At 73.0% G+C, this 17,548-nt stretch carries 14 protein-coding genes and 1 pseudogene; 12 read left to right on the top strand and 3 right to left on the bottom strand.

Features of this window, described 5'->3' with window-relative positions; all coding sequences use genetic code 11:
- The first annotated feature begins 2 nt into the window (after positions 1–2).
- The 10 genes from Pflav_RS05950 to Pflav_RS05905 all read left to right on the top strand — a co-directional run bounded on the left by Pflav_RS05950 (position 3) and on the right by Pflav_RS05905 (position 13,199).
- Positions 3–257 (top strand): hypothetical protein, encoded by a 255-nt coding sequence (locus Pflav_RS05950; RefSeq protein WP_173034380.1) that lies wholly within the window; start codon positions 3–5, stop codon positions 255–257.
- Between the two features lie 5 nt (positions 258–262).
- A complete protein-coding gene (locus Pflav_RS05945) occupies positions 263–3,331 on the top strand; it encodes a hypothetical protein (protein WP_173034378.1) in 3,069 nt (1,022 codons plus the stop codon).
- Positions 3,328–5,079, top strand: a complete 1,752-nt coding sequence (locus Pflav_RS05940; protein WP_173034376.1) for a hypothetical protein — start codon at positions 3,328–3,330, stop codon at positions 5,077–5,079. Before Pflav_RS05945 ends, Pflav_RS05940 begins: the two co-directional genes overlap by 4 nt.
- Positions 5,076–5,576, top strand: a complete 501-nt coding sequence (locus Pflav_RS05935; protein ID WP_173034374.1) for a hypothetical protein — start codon at positions 5,076–5,078, stop codon at positions 5,574–5,576. Before Pflav_RS05940 ends, Pflav_RS05935 begins: the two co-directional genes overlap by 4 nt.
- The gene (locus Pflav_RS05930) at positions 5,576–6,100 is read left to right on the top strand and encodes a hypothetical protein (protein WP_173034372.1); all 525 of its coding nucleotides are present in this window, start codon (positions 5,576–5,578) and stop codon (positions 6,098–6,100) included. The genes Pflav_RS05935 and Pflav_RS05930 overlap by 1 nt, the downstream gene beginning before the upstream one ends.
- The gene (locus tag Pflav_RS05925) at positions 6,097–8,115 is read left to right on the top strand and encodes a hypothetical protein (protein ID WP_173034370.1); all 2,019 of its coding nucleotides are present in this window, start codon (positions 6,097–6,099) and stop codon (positions 8,113–8,115) included. Before Pflav_RS05930 ends, Pflav_RS05925 begins: the two co-directional genes overlap by 4 nt.
- A gap of 5 nt (positions 8,116–8,120) precedes the next feature.
- Entirely contained in the window at positions 8,121–8,600 is a 480-nt protein-coding gene (locus Pflav_RS05920) for a hypothetical protein (protein WP_173034368.1), read from the top strand.
- A gap of 504 nt (positions 8,601–9,104) precedes the next feature.
- The gene (locus Pflav_RS05915; protein ID WP_173034367.1) at positions 9,105–10,022 is read left to right on the top strand and encodes a hypothetical protein; all 918 of its coding nucleotides are present in this window, start codon (positions 9,105–9,107) and stop codon (positions 10,020–10,022) included.
- 10 nt (positions 10,023–10,032) lie between these two features.
- Positions 10,033–12,549 carry a hypothetical protein gene (locus tag Pflav_RS05910; RefSeq protein ID WP_173034366.1) on the top strand — a complete coding sequence of 839 codons (2,517 nt, stop codon included), beginning with the start codon at positions 10,033–10,035 and terminating at the stop codon, positions 12,547–12,549.
- A 17-nt stretch (positions 12,550–12,566) separates the two neighbouring features.
- The gene (locus Pflav_RS05905; RefSeq protein WP_173034364.1) at positions 12,567–13,199 is read left to right on the top strand and encodes a hypothetical protein; all 633 of its coding nucleotides are present in this window, start codon (positions 12,567–12,569) and stop codon (positions 13,197–13,199) included.
- 9 nt (positions 13,200–13,208) lie between these two features.
- Here the strand turns inward: Pflav_RS05905 and Pflav_RS05900 are convergent, their stop codons facing one another.
- On the bottom strand, positions 13,209–13,952 hold the full coding sequence (locus Pflav_RS05900) for a hypothetical protein (protein ID WP_173034362.1): 744 nt from the start codon (positions 13,950–13,952) through the stop codon (positions 13,209–13,211).
- 31 nt (positions 13,953–13,983) lie between these two features.
- On the opposite strand from Pflav_RS05900, the gene Pflav_RS05895 reads away from it, so the two are divergent.
- Complete coding sequence (locus Pflav_RS05895) at positions 13,984–14,328, top strand: hypothetical protein (RefSeq protein ID WP_173034360.1); 345 nt, start codon at positions 13,984–13,986, stop codon at positions 14,326–14,328.
- A 39-nt stretch (positions 14,329–14,367) separates the two neighbouring features.
- Here Pflav_RS05895 and Pflav_RS05890 read toward each other — a convergent pair whose 3' ends face one another.
- Entirely contained in the window at positions 14,368–15,405 is a 1,038-nt protein-coding gene (locus Pflav_RS05890; RefSeq protein ID WP_232071015.1) for an MsnO8 family LLM class oxidoreductase, read from the bottom strand.
- Positions 15,406–15,713: 308 nt separating this feature from the next.
- Here Pflav_RS05890 and Pflav_RS05885 point away from each other — a divergent pair.
- Positions 15,714–16,390, top strand: a pseudogene (locus Pflav_RS05885) (SDR family oxidoreductase).
- A 336-nt stretch (positions 16,391–16,726) separates the two neighbouring features.
- Here the strand turns inward: Pflav_RS05885 and Pflav_RS05880 are convergent.
- Positions 16,727–17,125, bottom strand: a complete 399-nt coding sequence (locus Pflav_RS05880) for an alpha/beta hydrolase (RefSeq protein WP_173034358.1) — start codon at positions 17,123–17,125, stop codon at positions 16,727–16,729.
- Positions 17,126–17,548 lie beyond the last annotated feature (423 nt).

Genomic DNA, 17,548 nt, shown 5'->3' with positions numbered 1-17,548 from the left:
TGATGGCCGAGGTCGAGGCGACCGGTCGCGGAGCCCGTGTCCTGCGCACCGGGATCGCCCTGGTGCACGAGGGCGAGCTCATCCTGCCCGCGGCCGGCAGCGCCGCGCAGGCGGAGCAGGTGCTGGAGGACGAGCGGGCCGTCGTGCACTACCACTTCCCCGTACAGATCGAAGTCCGTGGCGCGGTCGCGGTCGACGTCGACGAGCTCGTCGACCGCGCGCTGCGCCGGTTGGCCCAGGGACTGGAAGGTGCGTGAACCCGGTGCCGGTGACGGTGGAGGTGCCGCTGCGGATCGTCGTCGACCCGCCGGCGCTCACGTCACTCCTCGACGAGATCGGGGAGGCGGTCGCGGCCGCGGCCGGCCGGGCGATGGCCGACGGCGTCGCGGTGATCACCGAGACCCGCGGCGGCTACCCGGCGCACCGCACGTACGAGCCGGTGGTGACCTGGTCCGGTGCCGCCCTCCCGCAGGTGTCGAAGCAGACACGGGAGCGGTGCGAGCAGGTGGTCCGGGACGCGATCACCGGGGTCGTCGCCGAGGCGCTCGCCGACGCGTACGCGCGGTCGAGCCGGGCCGATGACGCGCTCGCCGAGCGGCTGACCGGCGACCCGTCGGAGATCGCCGACGCCAACCGCATCGCCCCGCTGGCCGGCCTCTACATCCTCCCGTCCTATCAGGACGGTGCCGACACCGTCGTCACGTTCGAGGCCGAGCCGGTGGTCGGCCGGCCCCTGTCGTACGAGTGGGTGCAGGTGCGCGGCGAGGAGACGCGGGTCCGCCTCATGCGCGAGGCGCTCGACCGGCACGGCGGCATCGGAAGCGCCGGCCAGCTCGGCGTCATCTTCCGCAACAGCGCCGGCCGGATGGAGATCAGCGTCTGGCGGATGCCCTCCGACGAGCAGCTGCTGGGCGGCACGCTGCCCGACCTCAACACCTTGGAGATCGCCCGCGAGGGCAACCGGGCCGGCCTCAAGTACACGCCTATGAACGACTTCCCGGCCGGCGTGAGCTACCGGATCCGCTACATCGGGCCGGGCCAGACCGAGGCCGACCGCCGCGAGACGTTCCGGATCCAGTGGAGCGACTTCCTGCGCGAGCGGCTGCGGGCCGAGGCGGTGCGCACCGGCGGCCCGTACATGCTGGACACCGACATCTCGGACCAGGTCGAGGCGCAGCTCGAGGCCCTGCTGGCCCACCTGGCGAAGCAGTCGAAGGCGTTCGCCTGCTTCGTCGAGCTGTCGTTCGCATCGCAGCGCGTGCTGGTCGGCACCGACCAGGACGTCCCCGAGCTCGACGCCGAGCTGCTGCCCCTGGTCGACGTCTTCGAGGTCGACCCCGCCAAGGGCGGCGGCCCCGGCGGCGGAGGCGGCGGCAAAAGCGGCGAGAAAGGCGGCGGCGGCGAGAAGGGCGGCGGCGGCAAAGGCGGTGACGGCGGCCAGGGCGGCGGCGACGGGGCCGGGGGCGAAGGCGAGTTCGGCATCCTGCCCGGCGAGGGCGAGCCCACCACCGGCGGTTCGCTCTACCCCAGCTCGGCGTACGCGAGCGGCGGCGGCTACGACTGCGGCTCGTTCAACGGGGAGCTGCCGCTGGACCAGCTCGGCGAGACCGGCACGCTGCTCGGCCAGCTCATCGACGAGATCGCCCGAGACCTGCAGATCCCGGCGTGCGCCCACGCGGCCCGGTTCTGCCTCAACGCCGCCGACGCCATCGCCGGGCGGACCATCGCCGTGGCCGAGCACGCGGTCGGCACCGCGGAGTTCACCAGGCCGCGGGAGGTCACCCCGGACCCCGCGGCCATCCGGTTCGTGCCCAGCGCCTCGCCGGCCATCCTCTTCCTGCGCCACCTCGCGAGCGTGGTGCCCAAGGTGACCCACCTGGCCAAGGTGATCCAGGCGCGGTACGCCGACCCGGCCATCTTCTCCCGCATGGGCGGCCCGTGGAACGAAAGCTCGGCGAGCTGGAACCTGCACTTCCTCATGGAGTTCACGCCGTCGATCGCGTACTCGGTGGGGCGGCTGTTCGTCCGCGGCTGCCAGGTGCTGCTGCTGCAGATGCTGCGCACCTCGCGCGAGGCGATCGACCAGCGGATCGCCGGGCTGCCGACCTACCTGCCGGTGCTGGAGCGAGTGATCCTCGGCTTCGTGCTGTCGGTCGAGGACCTCGACATCCTCCACGACCGGCTCCAGGAGGCGTCCGACGACAGCCTGCTGCGGGCGGCCGGGCGCACCGTCTACGGCTCCTGGCAGGAGGCGAAGAACGGGCTCGCCGACATCCTCGCCGGCCGCGACCCGCTCGCCACCGCGGAGACCGACCAGGGCGAGATCGTACGGCGCGACGGCAAGGCGGTGGCGATCCGGGACCGCTACGGTCGCGTGTGGACACTCGACCAACTGCGCGAGGCGGTGAGCCTGCGCCGGGGCACCGCGGTCAGCCTCGACCCGCTGGTCGCGCAGATCGTCGACGACGACGAGGTGCTCGACCGGTTCCGCCGCGACCCCGCCTCGATCGGTGCCGAGATCACCGTGCTGCTGCACGAGATGCGGGCCCGCAACGTCGAGATCACCAACGAGGTCCGCTCCAGCTCCGAGGAGGCGTTCCGGTACGGGAAGATCTACGAGCAGCTCGACCAGCGCACCATCCCGGGCACCTCGTACGCCCTGAGCGGCATCCACCTGGCGACCCACCAGCAGATCGGCGAGTTCTTCCGCGGCGACGCGATGTACGGCGAAGGCGTCGACCGGCTCTTCTCCGCCGAGCTGGGCCGGGCCTCGCTCAACGCGTTCTTCGAGTTCACTGGCCTGACCCTGCTCGCGATCGTGTGCGCGCCGGCCGCGATCGTCGCCGGCGCCGCGCTCGCCACCTACCGGTACACCGAGGCGCTGGAACGTGAGCACCTGTTCCGCGCGCTGATCAACCCGGAGGAGGTGATCAGCCGGGCCGAGGTGGAGATGGACCTGTTCTTCGCCGAGTTCGAGCTCGCGCTCTCGTTCCTGCCAGAGGTGGGCACGATCCTGCGCGGCGGTGCCCGGGTGGCCACCACGATCGGGCGGCAGGGCGTGGTCGCCGGCACCCGCAGCCTCACCCGTACGGCACGGCGGCAGCTGACCGTCTCCATCGGACGGTCCCTGCGCGCCGCGACCGCCGCCCACGTCCTCAAGGAGATCGCCGAGGACCAAATCGAGGACCAGCTGCTGGAGGCGCTCGTCTTCGCGCCGATCTCCGCCGCGATCCAGTCCGAGTTCGGCCAGGGACCGCCACCGGGGACCAGGACCCAGACCCAGCGGGCCATCCGCCAGACCGGCACCGTCGACCAGGGAGGTGCCCGATGACCCCACGGCGCCGCGGCTCCGGCCCGGGCTCGCTGCTGACCAACCGGCGGGTGGAGTCCATCCTGGACACCACCTCGCTGCGCCAGATCCAGCGGCACCTCATGCGCGCGTTCGACATCGACGAGGCGGACGCCCGGCGCGCCGCCGGCGACCTGGTCCGCCGCGTGCTCGACGACGTCAACGTCCGGTACGCCCGGGACATGGGCCGGCACATCGACGCCGTCATCGAGCTGCGCACCAAGCTGTCCGACATCGTCGACGCGGCCACCCGGGGCGAGCGCCCGGCGGAAAACGTGGACGCGCTCCTCGCCGACCTGCAGACCCACCTGAACGAGCTCAAGCCGCTGCGGCAGTACCTGAAGGAGAACCCGCCGACGGTCGACGCCGACACCGTACGGGACACCGCCGACACCGGCCGGCCGCGGCCCGGGACGCGCCCGGAGACGCGGCCGCACCCCCGGGTGGAGGCGCTCCGCGACCGCGTCCACGAGGTGGCCGCCGACATCGACGCGGACGCCGTCGAGGGGCGGCTCACGCGGGCCGAGCGGCTCTACGCCGAGGGGCGGACCGCCGAGGCCGACCGCCTGGTCGGCGAGGTGGAGCGCCGCGTCGGCCTCACCGAGGAGGCGCCGCGCCGCCGCACCGAGACCGGAGACCCGGCCGAGGGGCGCGAGCGGGCCCGCGAGGGCGACCTGACCGAGCAGGTCGGGCCACCAGGGGACACCATGCCCGCGACCCGCTCGCGGCTGCATGCGGTACGCGACCGGATCTCCGCCTGGCGCGACCGCGTGGCGGCGCTGCCGCCCGCCTTCGGCCGGCTGCGGGACGCGGTCGACACCCAGCTCCGGTCGATCCGCGAGCGGCTCCGGCGCGGCGAGCACGTGTCCGAGAGCGAGCTGGAAGGCCTCGAAGGGCTCGTCGCCTCCATCGACCGGGCGATCCGCGACGTCACCCGGCGGGTGGCGCCGGAGTGGGTCGACGCGATGGACGCCCGCCTGGTCCGGCGGCTGGAACGCCTCCGCAACGACCCGCCGTCCGCGGACCGCACCCGGATGGAGGCGGAGATCGCCGACCTCCAGAGGGGGCTCGCCCGGATCCGCCGGCGGAGCGACCCCAACAGCCCGGACTACGACCCGACCTACCGGCCGGGCCCGGACTACACCCGCCTGCGGCGCCACGAGGCACAGCTGCGCCGCAAGGAGGGCGAGGTGTTCGTCGACCTCAGCGATCCGGCGGTACGCGCCCGGATGCAGGCGTGGTTCGTCGAGCACGCCGCTCCGCTACAGGCGGCGGGGCCGATCGGCGAGCTGCTCTACAGCCGGATCCTGGACAGCCTGAACACCCGGCCGCACCTGCTCCTGGCGCAGTCCCCGCGCAGCGCGGGCGAGCGGGTGATGCAGACGCCGCGGCTGCGCCAGGAGTTTCTGGACCACCTGCACGAGCTGCCGGCGGACTACCAGGTCGCGTTCCACGACTCCGCCCGCGGCCAGCCCGACGGGTGGCCGCGCACGTCGGACGGGCGGCCGTGGGAGGTCGACCACGTCGACGAGCTCTGGACCGGTGGCGCGGACGCCGGCCCCAACCTGCTCGCACTGCCGCCGGGCCTGCACCGGCAGGACAACCCGCGGCGCGGACCGCGGGGTCTCGACTTGTCGAAGACCGGGATCCTCGAGGACTTCCGCAACGCGTTCCGCGACGCGCTCGAGGTGGAGGGCGAGAGCGTGGACATACGGGAGGCGGACGAGTGATCACCAAGAGCTTCCAGCGGTACGCGGCGGTGCCGTCGGCGGTGCTCTCCGACGGGGCGCTGCTCACCGTTCCACTGTGGGCGGTCACGGCGATGACGGTCGGCGCGGCGTACCACCTGCCGCCGATCGGCTCGTCCGGCGCGCGGGCGAGCGTGGCGAGCCACGACGACACGATCACGCTGGCCGGCGTGCTGGTCGGCGTCGAGCGGTACGCGTGGAAGTTCGCGCTCGAACGGCTCGCCGAGGCCAGCCGGCGCGGCTCGGCGCTGGCCGCTTACACCAAGGGCGCCGCGGCCGGGCTCATCCTGGTCACGTCGATGACGATCCGCACCGACATGTACGTGCAGTCGCTGACGTTCAACGTCACCGCGGGCAAGCGGGACGCCATCGACGTCTCGATGACGCTGATCCACGCGCCGCTGCCGAGCGCACTCGGCGTGCTACTCGACGCGGTGAGCGTCGGCGTCGGCGCGCTCGCCGACTGGGGAGGCAACTGATGCCGGTGCCCGTCGCCCGCGCCGACTTTCGGCGTCACCTCGTGCCGGCCGGCTCGCCGCCGGTCCCCGAGGGCGCCACGCTCGTCGACTCGCGGATCACCCAGGGAGTGCCGCACGCGATCCCGCTCGACGGCGGGTTCTCGCTCCTGCTGGTCGTGCCGACCGGCCTGGCCACCGCGTGGCTCGCGGCCCCGCCGACCGCGGTCGTGACCAGCAGCCGGCCGGCGCTCGCCGCGGCGGCCGCGGAGCCGGCGCCGGGCGACCCGCTGCGGCCCGGCGCACCGGCCCGGCTCGTGGTGCTGCGCGCCGGAGCGGTCGCCGGAGCGGTCCCGCTCGTTGCGGGCCTGCGGGCCGTCGTGCCTGAGGCGGATTCTTCGACGGGTACCCGGATCGAGGTCCTCGTCCGCGAGTGGGACCTGCGGGCCGGCAGCCTGCGCGGCCCCGGCGACGTCGGCTCGCGGATCAGCATCGCGTGGCGCCGCATCGACCTCGGCACGGCGACGTTCGGGGGGCCGGCGGCATGATCCTGCCCGCAGACACCGCGAGCGCCGGCGTCGGCACCCACGCCGGCTGGGCGCTCACGTTCCATCGCGAGACCGGCGCGGACCCGGGCGAGGCGCCGACCGTGCTGAGCGTCAGCTCGGACCACCACGACGGCCAGATCGAGGCGACCCTGCCGGGTGGGCTGGAGGGCGGCGTCTACACCGTCACGGTGGAAGGGCTCTCGGACGCCGACTACCAGGCCATCGCCCAGGACGTGGCGGCCGACCCGCCGAGCGTCATGAAGCTGCACCTGTTCTGGTACGACACGACCTCCAGCGTGGGCGCGTACCTCGCCAACGTGGCCGGCGTGACGAGCATCGCCGGCCGGCCGAGCGCCGAGGACCTGGCCGACCGCCTGGTCGCGGTGCTCACGGTCGTGTCGGTCACCCGCCGGGTCGGCACCCGGCACTACGAGACGGTCATCACCGCGCGCGAGCGGGTGTACGAGCGCCTCGGCCGGCGCGTGGTCAACTCGGTCTGCAAGGAATCCCCGAAGTCCGTTGTGGAGCAGGCGACCAGGGAGGCCGGGGTCAAGGTCGACTTCCTCGACGGCTTCACCGACGAGGGCCAGCTGCCGCCGCGGGAGGGCACCGACCTCGGCACCGCGATGACGAACTTCGTGCGCGGCAACACCTACCGCAAGGAGATCGGCGAGGTCGGCACCGCCGTGGAGCAGTCCTCCGGACGGTACGGCCGCGGCGTCCTGCTCATCCGCGACGGCATGCTGTACGTCGGCGTGCGGCCGGGCCCGCTCGGTGGCGGCGAGCCGGTGCCGCTGTCGCCGCGTACCGGCCTGGTCGAGGTGGCCGCCGCCGGACTCGCCCCGGAGCAGTCCGGCACCGCCGAGCAGCCGGCCGCGCCGGCCAGGCGCCGGCACACGCTGGTCCTCAAAGGACGGCCGGACCTCAAGCCGGGCGCGGTCGTCCAGTTCGACCTGCCGCCGACCGAGAAGGCGGCCACCACGCCGAGCGTGGGCGCGGCGATCGCCGGGCCGCTGCTGGGTCCGCTGCTGCCGTCGCTGCCGGGCGCCGAGTTCGCCGACCCGCGGCTGCTCTACGTCGACTCGGTGAGCCACCGGTTCGGGCGCACGACCTCGTTCGTCACCACGGTCAGCGGTGTCGAGGTCGAGACGGCGACGGCCGAGGCGATGTACGACCCGCCGCCGCCCGCCGGCCCGGAGAAGGGCGAGACCGGTGGCGCGCGCGGCGGGGACAACGCGGTACGCGCGGCCCGCGCCGTGCAGAGCGGCGTGCGCGAGGCGCTCAGCCGGGTCCACCTCGCCGAGGCCGGTGAGGTACGGCTGGTCACCTCCTCGGGAGACGGTTCGGCGGACGAGCCGCCGCGGCACACCGCCACGGTCTGGCGCGGCCTGGCCGACCCGGACGGCCACCCCAACCGGCTGGCCCGGCTGCCCGTCGTGCGGACCAGCCCGGACATCCGCCAGCGGGTACCGCACGTCACGCCGTTCGCCTGGGGCAGCACCGGGTTGGTCGTGCCCCGGTACCCCGGCACCCGCGTGCTGCTCGCCCACGGCAAGGGCGACCAGGACGACCCGGTCGACCTCGGCGCCCTCTGGGAGTCCGGCACCGGCCCGGACGCCGAGCCGGGCGACTGGTGGCTGATCCTGCCCGTCGGCGTGCCCGCCGAACAGCGCGGGTCGCTGGCCGACAGCGCCAAGCCCGAGCCGCACACCGGGCCGGTGACGCAGGACCTCATCGACGCCGACGGCAACCGGGTCATCGAGGTGGGCGAGCTGACCATCCGGGTCACCCGGGACGCCCTCGCCAGCGCCGGCACCCGGCCGGCACGGGCCGGCGACGCCGGCTCGGTGACGATCGAGCACGCCGACGCCGGTTCCAAGATCGTGATGACCGCCGACGGCACCGTGCGGATCCAGGCTTCCAAGATCGAGCTGGACGCCGGGTCGGACGGCGAGATCTCCCTCAAGGCCAAGAACGTGAACGTCTCCGTCGCCGACTCCATGGATGTGAGCTGAGCGCCATGACCATGCCGACCGACAACCAGGCGCTGGCCCGGCGCCGCACACTCGGCTGGGGGCTGCGCTGCGACCCGGTCTTCCCCGGCGTCGACATCGGCCGCGACCTGCGCCTGCGGCGCGGGCCGGACGGGCTCGACCTGGCAACCGTCGAGGGCGTCGACTGCCTCACCCAGGACCTGTCCCTCGCGCTCATCACGTTGCTCGGCAGCGACGTGCTCAACACGACATTCGGCTTCGACGGTCTCGCCGCGCTCGCCGACGAGACCACGCCCGTGCTCGTACAGGAGCGGATCCGGGTGGCCGTCGTGGCCGTGCTCGGCCGCGATCCCCGCGTACGCCGGATCGTCGACGTCAAGTTCGAGGACGCCCGGCTCGACGTACCCCAGCCGGGCAGCCGCGAGATCGGCGTCCGCGTCGCCTTCGAGACCTTGACCGACGACCGGGTCACCATCGACCTAGGAAGGACGGCCGGCGTTGCCTGACGACCTGAGCACCGACACCGTCGACATCCTGGCCATCGACCAGTCGGTGATCACCAGCACCGGCTCGGCCGGCTTCGGGATCACCGCGTCCGGTTTCGTGGCCAAGCCGTACGCGCGGCTGCTGGCCGAGAAGCTGGCCACCGCGCGGGCCCTGCTAGGCGACGACCTCGACCTCACCGGCGGATCGGTCATCCGCAAGCTGCTGGAGGTAACCGCGCTGGAGGACGCCCGCACCTGGGCGGCGCTCGCGTCCTGGTACGACAACAGCTTCGTGGTCTCCGCGACCGGCGCGGCGCTGGACCGGCTGGGCGAGGAACTCGGACTGCCCCGGCCGCACGAGGTCGCCCACGGGCAGGTCACGCTCACGCTCGCGACGGCGCTGCCCGACGACGTACCCACGCTGACCCTCCCCGAGGCGCCCGCATGCTCACCGCCGGCGGACACCACGCCGCGCTGGACGAGACCGTCGTGCTGTCCGCCGCGTCGCCGCAGCGGACCGTCGCGGTGTCCGCGTTCTACCCCGGGCCCGAGCACAACCTCGACCCGGCCGCCGAGCCCACCGAGCGGCTGGAGCGCTGGCACCCCAACGACCCGTCCCTCGCCGACCTCTTCGCGCTGGAGGAGCGCCTCGCCGTACCGGTGGTGACGATCACGCACGCCGAGCCGCTGACCGGTGGCGAGCTGCGCTGGCCCGACGTGCGTTACCGGGAGGTGGCCCTGCGCGCCCCGCGCTCGCTGTGGCGGGTGGACGCGATCGAGTTCGCGGTCTCGCTCATCCCCGGCGTGCGCCAGGTGGTCGTGCGCGACTCGTGGAGCGGGCTGGACCTGTCCGAGTCGGTCTTCGGCGGCTTCCGGTTCGTCGAGCGGCTGTTCAGCACCGAACGCGACATCGCCAGCCCGTACTTCGTCAGCGTGCTCGTCGCGCCCACCCCCGCCGCGCTGTGGGAGGGGCCGGACGGGCTGCGCGCAGCGGTCGAGGCGGAGATCGAGGACCTGCGGCCGATCAGCATCTTCCCGCGGGTGGAGCGCGCGCAGGAGGTCGGCATCGGGATCGCCGGCCTGCTCACCGTCGAGGGCCTGCCGCTGCCGGCCGGCTCGACGGACGTGGTCAACGCCTCGTCCCCGGCCCGGGCGCTCAAGGTACGCCTGCTCGATCGGGTCCGCGCCTACGTCGAAGGGCTGCGCTTCGGCGAGCCGGTGCGCTGGGCGGAGGTGCTGCACGCGCTGATGAACGAGCCCGGCGTCGCGGACGTCACCGACCTACGGCTGCTGCGGTACCCGCCGGGGCTGGACGTGGTCGACCTGACCGACCTGGCCACTGTGGACGACCTGGAGACGTTCTCCTGTGGCGAGAACATCCGCCTGCTGCCCACCCAGGTGCCGGTGCTCGTCGACGACGACACCCGCCTCGTCGTGGCGTGAGGGGGTACCCGTGACTGACCTGCTGACCCCGGTCGACCCCGACAACCACGCGTCGGCGTCCCACCGGCACATGACCGAGCACCTCACCGGGCCGTTGCAGACCGGCGCTGTAGAGTCCCGGATCGCCATCTCGACGACCGGCGCGGTCGAGCTGACCACGGTCACCCGCGAGCCGCTTCTGGTGCTCGCACCGGCCCGCGCCCTCGACGGTGTCGCCTGGTCGGTCACCGCCGACCTGCCCGACGGCACCGACCTGGTGCTCGACTTCGCGCCCGGCACCGAGGCCGGCGCCTACCTGCCGCTGTACCGGCCGCCGACCGACCCCGACACAGGCACCGCCGCGCCGTTCACGATCCGGCTGCGGCTTGTCGCGGTCCACGGCGCCGAGCGGGTCGCGGTACCCGCCGCCCAGCTCGCCGAGCACCTGGCGGTACGCCTCGTGGAGGGCATCACCGGGCGGGTGCTGTACCTGCTCGGCGCGGAGAAGCAGCGCATCCGGCGGCAGGCGCGGGAGCTGGCCCGGATCCGGACGATCGACGGCGCGCACGGCGACGCCCTCGACCGGATCGGCGCCGAGCTCGGCGTGCCCCGGTTCTTCGACACGATCCGGTTCCGCGACCCGGCGCCGGACGAACGCGCCTCGGTCTTCGGGCGGTTCGCCTTCGGCGAGCGGCGGTTCGGCCCCGGGCGGTCCGGCGAGATCACGGCCGAGGGCCGCCGCGAGCCCGACGAAGAGTACCGGCACCGCCTGGACATCTACCGCCCGTGGCTCTACCCCACCCGACGGCAGGTCGAGGCCATGCTCAACGGGCCGGGCCGGCCAAGCGACCCCAACCGCGGGCTGCTCGCCGCCATCGGCGTCACGGCGCGCGCCCTGGTCACCGACACCGCCCGGCCGGCCGCCGCCGCGGTGCACCTGGTGGGCGTCGAGGCCCTCCGCAACCCCATCCCGCCGATCCGGCCGATCCCCGACGGCCCCATCCGGCCGGTCCCGCCACGCCCTCTGGCCGACCGCACCGGCCGCACGGGATTCTTCGAGTACGCCCGCCAGACCACCCTGATCTGGCCGGGCGACGACGCCGAGGCCGACCGGGTACACGCCGCGCGGTACCTGCCGACGGCGGCCGCCGAGCAGGTCGAGACGCTGCGGCGGCGGCTCCGGGCCGGGTTCGGCTTCCCGGCGCGCGGCGCGGTCGGGCCGATGCTCGCGCTCGCGCTCGACCGGGTCGGGCGCTGCCGGCGGGCGCTGGGCGAGTCGGCGCCGTGGCCGCTGCCGCGGTGCCAGGACCCGGCCGGCGGCAGCCGGTACGAGCTGGGCCTCGGCGCCGACCTCGCCACGCCGGGCAAGGCCGAGCTGGCCCGCATGGAGCGCCGGCTGCGGGACGGCGACCTGAAGCTCCCGGCCGAGCCGACCGACCTCGAGCCGGACCCGGCCGAGACCGCCGCGCTGCTCGCCTCCGCCACGCCCCGCCCACCGGACGAGGACCCGGACGGCGCGTGGCTCCTGCAGGCCTGCGGCCTGGAGACCGTGCACCGGGTACGCGACGACCTGCTCTACGTCTCGCACATCCCCACCTTCGGGCTCACGATCAGCGGGCCCTCGACGACGACGCTGGGCGGCTCGGTCGCGCTGCAGGCCCGCTACCACGCCGCCGGCGAGCCGGGCAGCCACATCCTGCTGGTACGCGGCCTGCGCGACGCCGCGCAGGAGTGGGCGGCCCGCGGCCGGGACCCCTGGCAGGTGCTCGAACCGCCCGCCGCGCAGGCGGCCTGGGACGCGGCCGTGCCCACACCCGAGGCCGCCAAACGCGCGCTCGAACCGGTGGGCCTGCCGATGGTCACCGCGCCGGCGGACGTGGCCGAGCGGCTGCGCCGGGTGCCGCCCGAGCTGATGGCCACGCTCCGCCTGCCGACCCTTGTCGCGCGCCAGATCACCACCGGCAGCGACGCCGCCATCGCCGCCCTGCGCGACCTGCTCAACGTGCTCAGCTCGCAGGGTCTCAGCTCGGCGCTGCTGCTCGTGCTCGCCGAGGACCACGTCGCGGTCGTCGTCGGCGGCGTGGCCCTGCCGCTGGCCGGGCTCAACCTCGCCGAACGGGCCGCCACCCACTTCCGGTGGTACGCGGTGCGGATCTGGCCCACCAACGGCGCGACACCCGGCCACCCCGAGATCACATACCTCGGGGCGCGCACCGAGTTCACCCCGGCCCGGTGGGGGCTGTACGCGATCGTCGCGCTGGGACAGATCCGCTCGCAGACCGGCACCGAGCCGTACGAGTTCACAGTGGACCTACCGGACGGCACGATCCTCAACCTGCTCCAGTACGAGTACCTGATGAACGTGCTGGCCCACCTGCACCCGATGGGCACGCGGGTGAACACCTGGTCGATCCGCCAGCGGCACGTCGACCTGGACGGCGACGGCACCGCCGAGCCGGTGCCCTCCAACATCTCCCGCACCTACCGGCAGTTTCGCCGCCCGCGGTTTCGGGGCGCAACCGCGACAGCGCCCGGCGACACATCCTAGGCATCCAAGGAGAACCCATGCCCTTCGACTTCGAGACCAACTTCCCGCAGACCGACCCGGAGTGCGTGCCGCGCTTCACCCGCAGCTTCGAGCACGTCGCCTGGATCGACGGCTCCAGCGTCGTACAGGCCGAGACCACGCCGACCGAGGAGGGCTTCAACAGCCGGTTCCGCAAGATAATCGCCGACCTCGACGCGCTCGGCGACGACGCCCGGCGGGCGCTGGTGTCCACGTCGGGCATGCGCAGCAGCCTCTTCGCGCTCATCAACGAGCTCGAGGTGGAGCTGGAGCGGATCGGCGGGCCGGTGGAGGCGTGGCGGGCGCCCACCCTGCTCAACGGCTGGACCGGCCGCAACCCGGACACCGACTTCGACTACAACCCGCCGGGTTTCTTCAAGGACAAGTTCGGTCGCGTGCACCTGCGCGGCACCTACGGCAACGGCCCGATCCCGAGCAGCGCCAACGGCTTCAGCTCGGTCATCTTCCAGCTGCCGGCCGGCTACCGTCCTTCGGCCCGCACCGTGCTCTACGCCTACACCTCCGGCGACGCGATCCGGCGCCTGGACATCGTCGAGAACGGCCAGGTCAACCTTCGCAGCGCCTACTCGACGTGGATCTCGCTGGACGGGATCTCCTTCGGGCCGGGCTGAGCGGTGCCGTCACAGCAGCGTGGTCGGGGTGCGCGCGCGGGCGCGGGCGAACGCCTCGTCCGGGATCGTCCGCCGCTGCGGCGACCGCTGGTACACGTCCGCCTCCACGCAGAGCATGAGCGCGAACTGGTGGCAGATCGCCGGGTGTCCGCCGGCATGCTCGACGATGCCCAGCCGCATCCAGAGTGGAATGTCCACGTTGAGCGCGGCGGCGCCGGCGACGAGCATGCGGTCGAGCTCGTCCGGGGTCATCGGCGCCAGCGCGATCCGGGCCAGCGCACCACCCAGCGCGCCGTCGCCGGGCAGCGCGGGCGCGGTGGTCAGCGCGACCACACGGCCGGCACCGCCGTGCGCGGCGCAGGCGCGCATGACCTCGACGACGTGGCTCTGGGCCGGTGGCGGCAGCTTGTGCACGTCCTCGAGCGCCCACGCCAGGTCGTGCGTAACCAGCCAGCTAGCGATACCGTCCGCTGTGGACGGTGGCGGCGGCACCACGCCGTGCACCGGCTCCGCCGCGCGGGCCGCGTCGAGCAGGTCGCCCGTGCGCCGGCAGTACGTGAGCGCGCTGCGCAGACCCAGCCGGCCCAGCGTGTGCACCGCCAGGGTGGTCTTCCCGGCGCCGCTCGGCCCGTGCACCAACACCTGCCGGCCCGGCGCGCTCAACGCGGCGGCCAGATCGGCGGCCTGATGCCGACCGGCGAAGGCGTGCGCGGCCGGCGCCATCGGGGTAAAGACCTCGTGGATCTCGGGCACGATGGATGTCCATCGGTAGGGGAGGATGCGGATGCCCAGCGTAGCTGTCACCGGCGAGGTCGTCGCCACGGCCAGCAGCGCCACAACGCTCTCCGGCGCCACCGGGGCGTGGACCGCCGGCCCGGTGACCGAGGTGTCGTACCCGAAACTGACCGTCGGCGGTTCGGCGGTCATCCACGAGGCGTCGTGCACGTTCACCTTCACCGACGGCACGACCGGCGCCACGGTCCCGTCGCTGGTGACACTGAAAGCTTCCAGCACCGCCCTGCAGGGCGGGCTGTCCAACGTCCTGCGCGCCGACGATTCCAAAGTGGATAACAACGGCAACCGCCTAGCGGTGAACATCACCCGCCAGGCGGCGCTCGACTCGGGCTGAGCTCAGGGCTGGAGCCGGTCCAATGACCGGTCCGAATGATCAAGCGGCCGAAACGAGCATCGCGGGAGCGCTGCCGGTTCGCGGCCGGCCGAACAGCGCGGCCAGCTCGGCATCCGAGGCGGCCAACGCGGCCCGGTCGAAGGTGCTGCTGGCGGCGACGAGCTCGGCGGCCCCGGTTCGGTCGAGCAGCTCGGCGAGCTCGCGTTCCACCTGGACCGGCGGGCCGGCGATCGCCGCCGCGGCGGTCTGCTCGAGATACTGCTGCTGGCGCGGGGTACGGGGAGCGGACCGGACCGCCTCCACCGGTTCCAGTGGCGGGAACACACCGGTGGTCCGGCCTTGAGCCATCGCCCACGCTTCAGGGAGCAGCAAGTCGGCGGCCTCCGCAGCGGTGTCGGCGATCAGCACGTCCAGGCTGACCGCCACCCACGGCTCCGGTTGCTGTGGCGAGGGCTGGAACGCACGCCGGTATCCGGCCAGCGCCGCCAGCCCGGGCACCGGGTCGCCGCCGACCCCCAGCAGAGGGCCACCCACGATCACCGGCAGCCCGAGCTCGGCCGCTATCCGCAGGCCGCTTCCGGTGGCCAACGCGTACAGCGGCAGTGGGCCCTGCGGTTGCGGGTGCAGGCCGATCTCCGCCGTCCCGGTGAGGAACCCGCGCAGCTCGGCCAGGTCCGCGGCGAAGTCGCCGTCGGTCTGCCGCAGCGCCCGCCGCACGGGCGCGGTGAACCCAGGCGAGCGGCCCAGTCCCAGGTCGACCCGGCCCGCTGCGAAGGCGGACAGCGTCGCGAACTGCTCGGCGACCACGAGCGGCTGGTGGTGGGGCAGCATCACACCGGCCGAGCCGATCCGGATGGTGGTCGTCGCGCCGGCGACGGCGGCCAGCAGTACCGCCGGGGCCGCACCCGCGATCCCGGGGACACCGTGATGTTCGGCGACCCAGATTCGGTCGTAGCCGAGCCGTTCGGCCTGGACGGCGCGCGCAACAGTGCCCCTGAGCGCCACGGACTCGGCCTCGCCGGCGCGGGTCCGGGACCGATCCAGCAGGGAGACGCGCAGGCCGTTGTCGATCACCACAGTTCCAGCATCGCCGGACCCGTGCGTGTTCCCGGCTGTGTGCCTGGGAACACGCTCAAGCCGGCGGAACGAATGTCAGGGAATTCAACCGTTCGACGCGTTCAGGCCACCGTCGACGGCGATGTGCGCGCCGCACGCCCGTCGCCGGGCCTGACCCGTTGGATCGCCCGGCGCCTGCGCCACTGCTTGAACATCTGATGAGGAAAACCGTGTTCCAGAAACCGGGTCAACCGGGGCGGCATGCGGTGCGTGACAGTGCTCTCAGAGACTTGTCTCTATCATCAATGTCAGGTTTTACCGTCGAAGCCATGCAGATCTCAGGAGCAGTCGCCCTTGTCACGGGGGCCAATCGTGGTCTCGGCAAGCACTTCGCCGAACAGCTTCTCGCCCGCGGTGCGAAGGTGTACGCCACCGCCCGCCGACCTGAACTTGTCGACCTCCCCGGAGCCACGGTGCTCCGGCTGGACATCACCGACCCCGCGTCGATCGCCGCCGCCGCGGCCGCCGCGACGGACGTCACGCTGCTGGTCAACAACGCCGGCATCGACACGGTGACCGGACTGGTCACCGGCGATCTCGACCGGATCCGGCTGGAGCTCGACACCCACTTCTGGGCACGCTCGGGATGATCCGGGCCTTCGCGCCGCGGCTGGCCGGCGGGGCGATCCTCAACGTGCTGTCCGCGATGTCGTGGTTCAACTACCCCGGCCACACCGCGTACGGCGTGGCCAAGGCCGCCGAGTGGAACCTGACCAACGGCGTACGCCTGGAACTCGCGGAGCAGAAGACCCTGGTGACCGCCCTGCACCTGGGCGCGGCCGACACCGACCTCAGCGACTACGACGGGCCCAAGGGCGACCCGGCCGTGCTTGTCCGAGCCGCCCTGGACGGGCTCGAGCAGGACCGCATCGAGGTGGTCGCCGACGACTGGAGCGCCCACGTGAAGGCCTCCCTCGCCGGCGATCCGAGCGACTTCTACCAGTAGGTCGTCGCGGCGGCCGATCGGCGAGCGCTTTCTGTACCGATCGGATCTCATGTGCTAGCGTGAACTACAAGACCGAGTACGACCACGGCTTCGCTTTCACCCACCTGAATGTTCTGGAGAGACGCTGAAATCGAACCCCGCATGGCCGCCACCGGCCGCTGGTCTCAGCCCAGCGGCCGGAGCGCCACGGCGTCGGGTTGGCCGAGCAGGTATGGGGAGTGGCATCTACGTGCCACCCATCGCGTGCGCGAGGACCGGCCGGGATCCTGTGGGACCCCGGCCTCGCCGACCACGGATGTTGGTTATGTGAGTTCGGAAGGACGCGACGATCGTCGGTCAGCCAGGCTCGGCCGCGCAGGCGATGTCGCGGTGCGGGCGCTGCCCGGTGGTCAGGAACGTCGTCACCGTGTCGTTGGCGCAGGTGTTCATGGCGAGAAGCCCATAGGCGCCGTGGCCGCCCGGGTTGGTCAGCAGCACCCCGCGGCGCTGGGCCGGATTCTTGCTCGGGAGCCGGGAGACCGCGATGTCGATCGTCCGCCCCTGCGGATTCCGGTAGTCCAGCGGCACCTGGACCATCGTGCACTCCAGGTCGGGCGAGGTCACGTCGGCCGGACACGGCCCCCACCGCAACGTGCTCGACGTACGTAACGTCTCCGTTTCCGACACCCGCTGGACCGGTGCCGTCGTCCCCGCGGCGACGGCGACGGCCAGCGCAATCGACAAAGTTCTGCGCATCGTCTTCCCTCCCTGTAGATGAGGCCAGTGAAGACTGTGCGGTCAGAACCGAGTCAAGACGCAGTTGACGGCGAGATGGAGGGGCCGGGTCGTGCCTGTTGACTGTGTTCCGGCGACTCGGTGTCGGCTGGGAGGACCCGCGGATCAGTGACCCGGGGAAGGCTTCGCATGGTTACCGATCCCAGCGAGTGCGCGCGCTGAGGCGCGCGTCGTCGAACTGTTGCGGGAAGTCTGACGCGGGCCCTGACCGACCGGCTGTCGGCACACCGGTTACCACCTTCGTCGCCGACGTGGCTGGGCCGAGATCCGCGCGGTTGGCGTCGACCTGCTCGGCACCGCCCCGAAGGCCGCCGTGCTCCAGCGACTTGGTCAAGTCAAGCAGATGAGGGACCACGGTTGACTCTGTACCGAGAACACGGTCTT

The organism is Phytohabitans flavus (assembly GCF_011764545.1).
GTDB lineage: Bacteria > Actinomycetota > Actinomycetes > Mycobacteriales > Micromonosporaceae > Phytohabitans > Phytohabitans flavus.
This window is presented reverse-complemented; position numbering and strand designations above follow the sequence as displayed.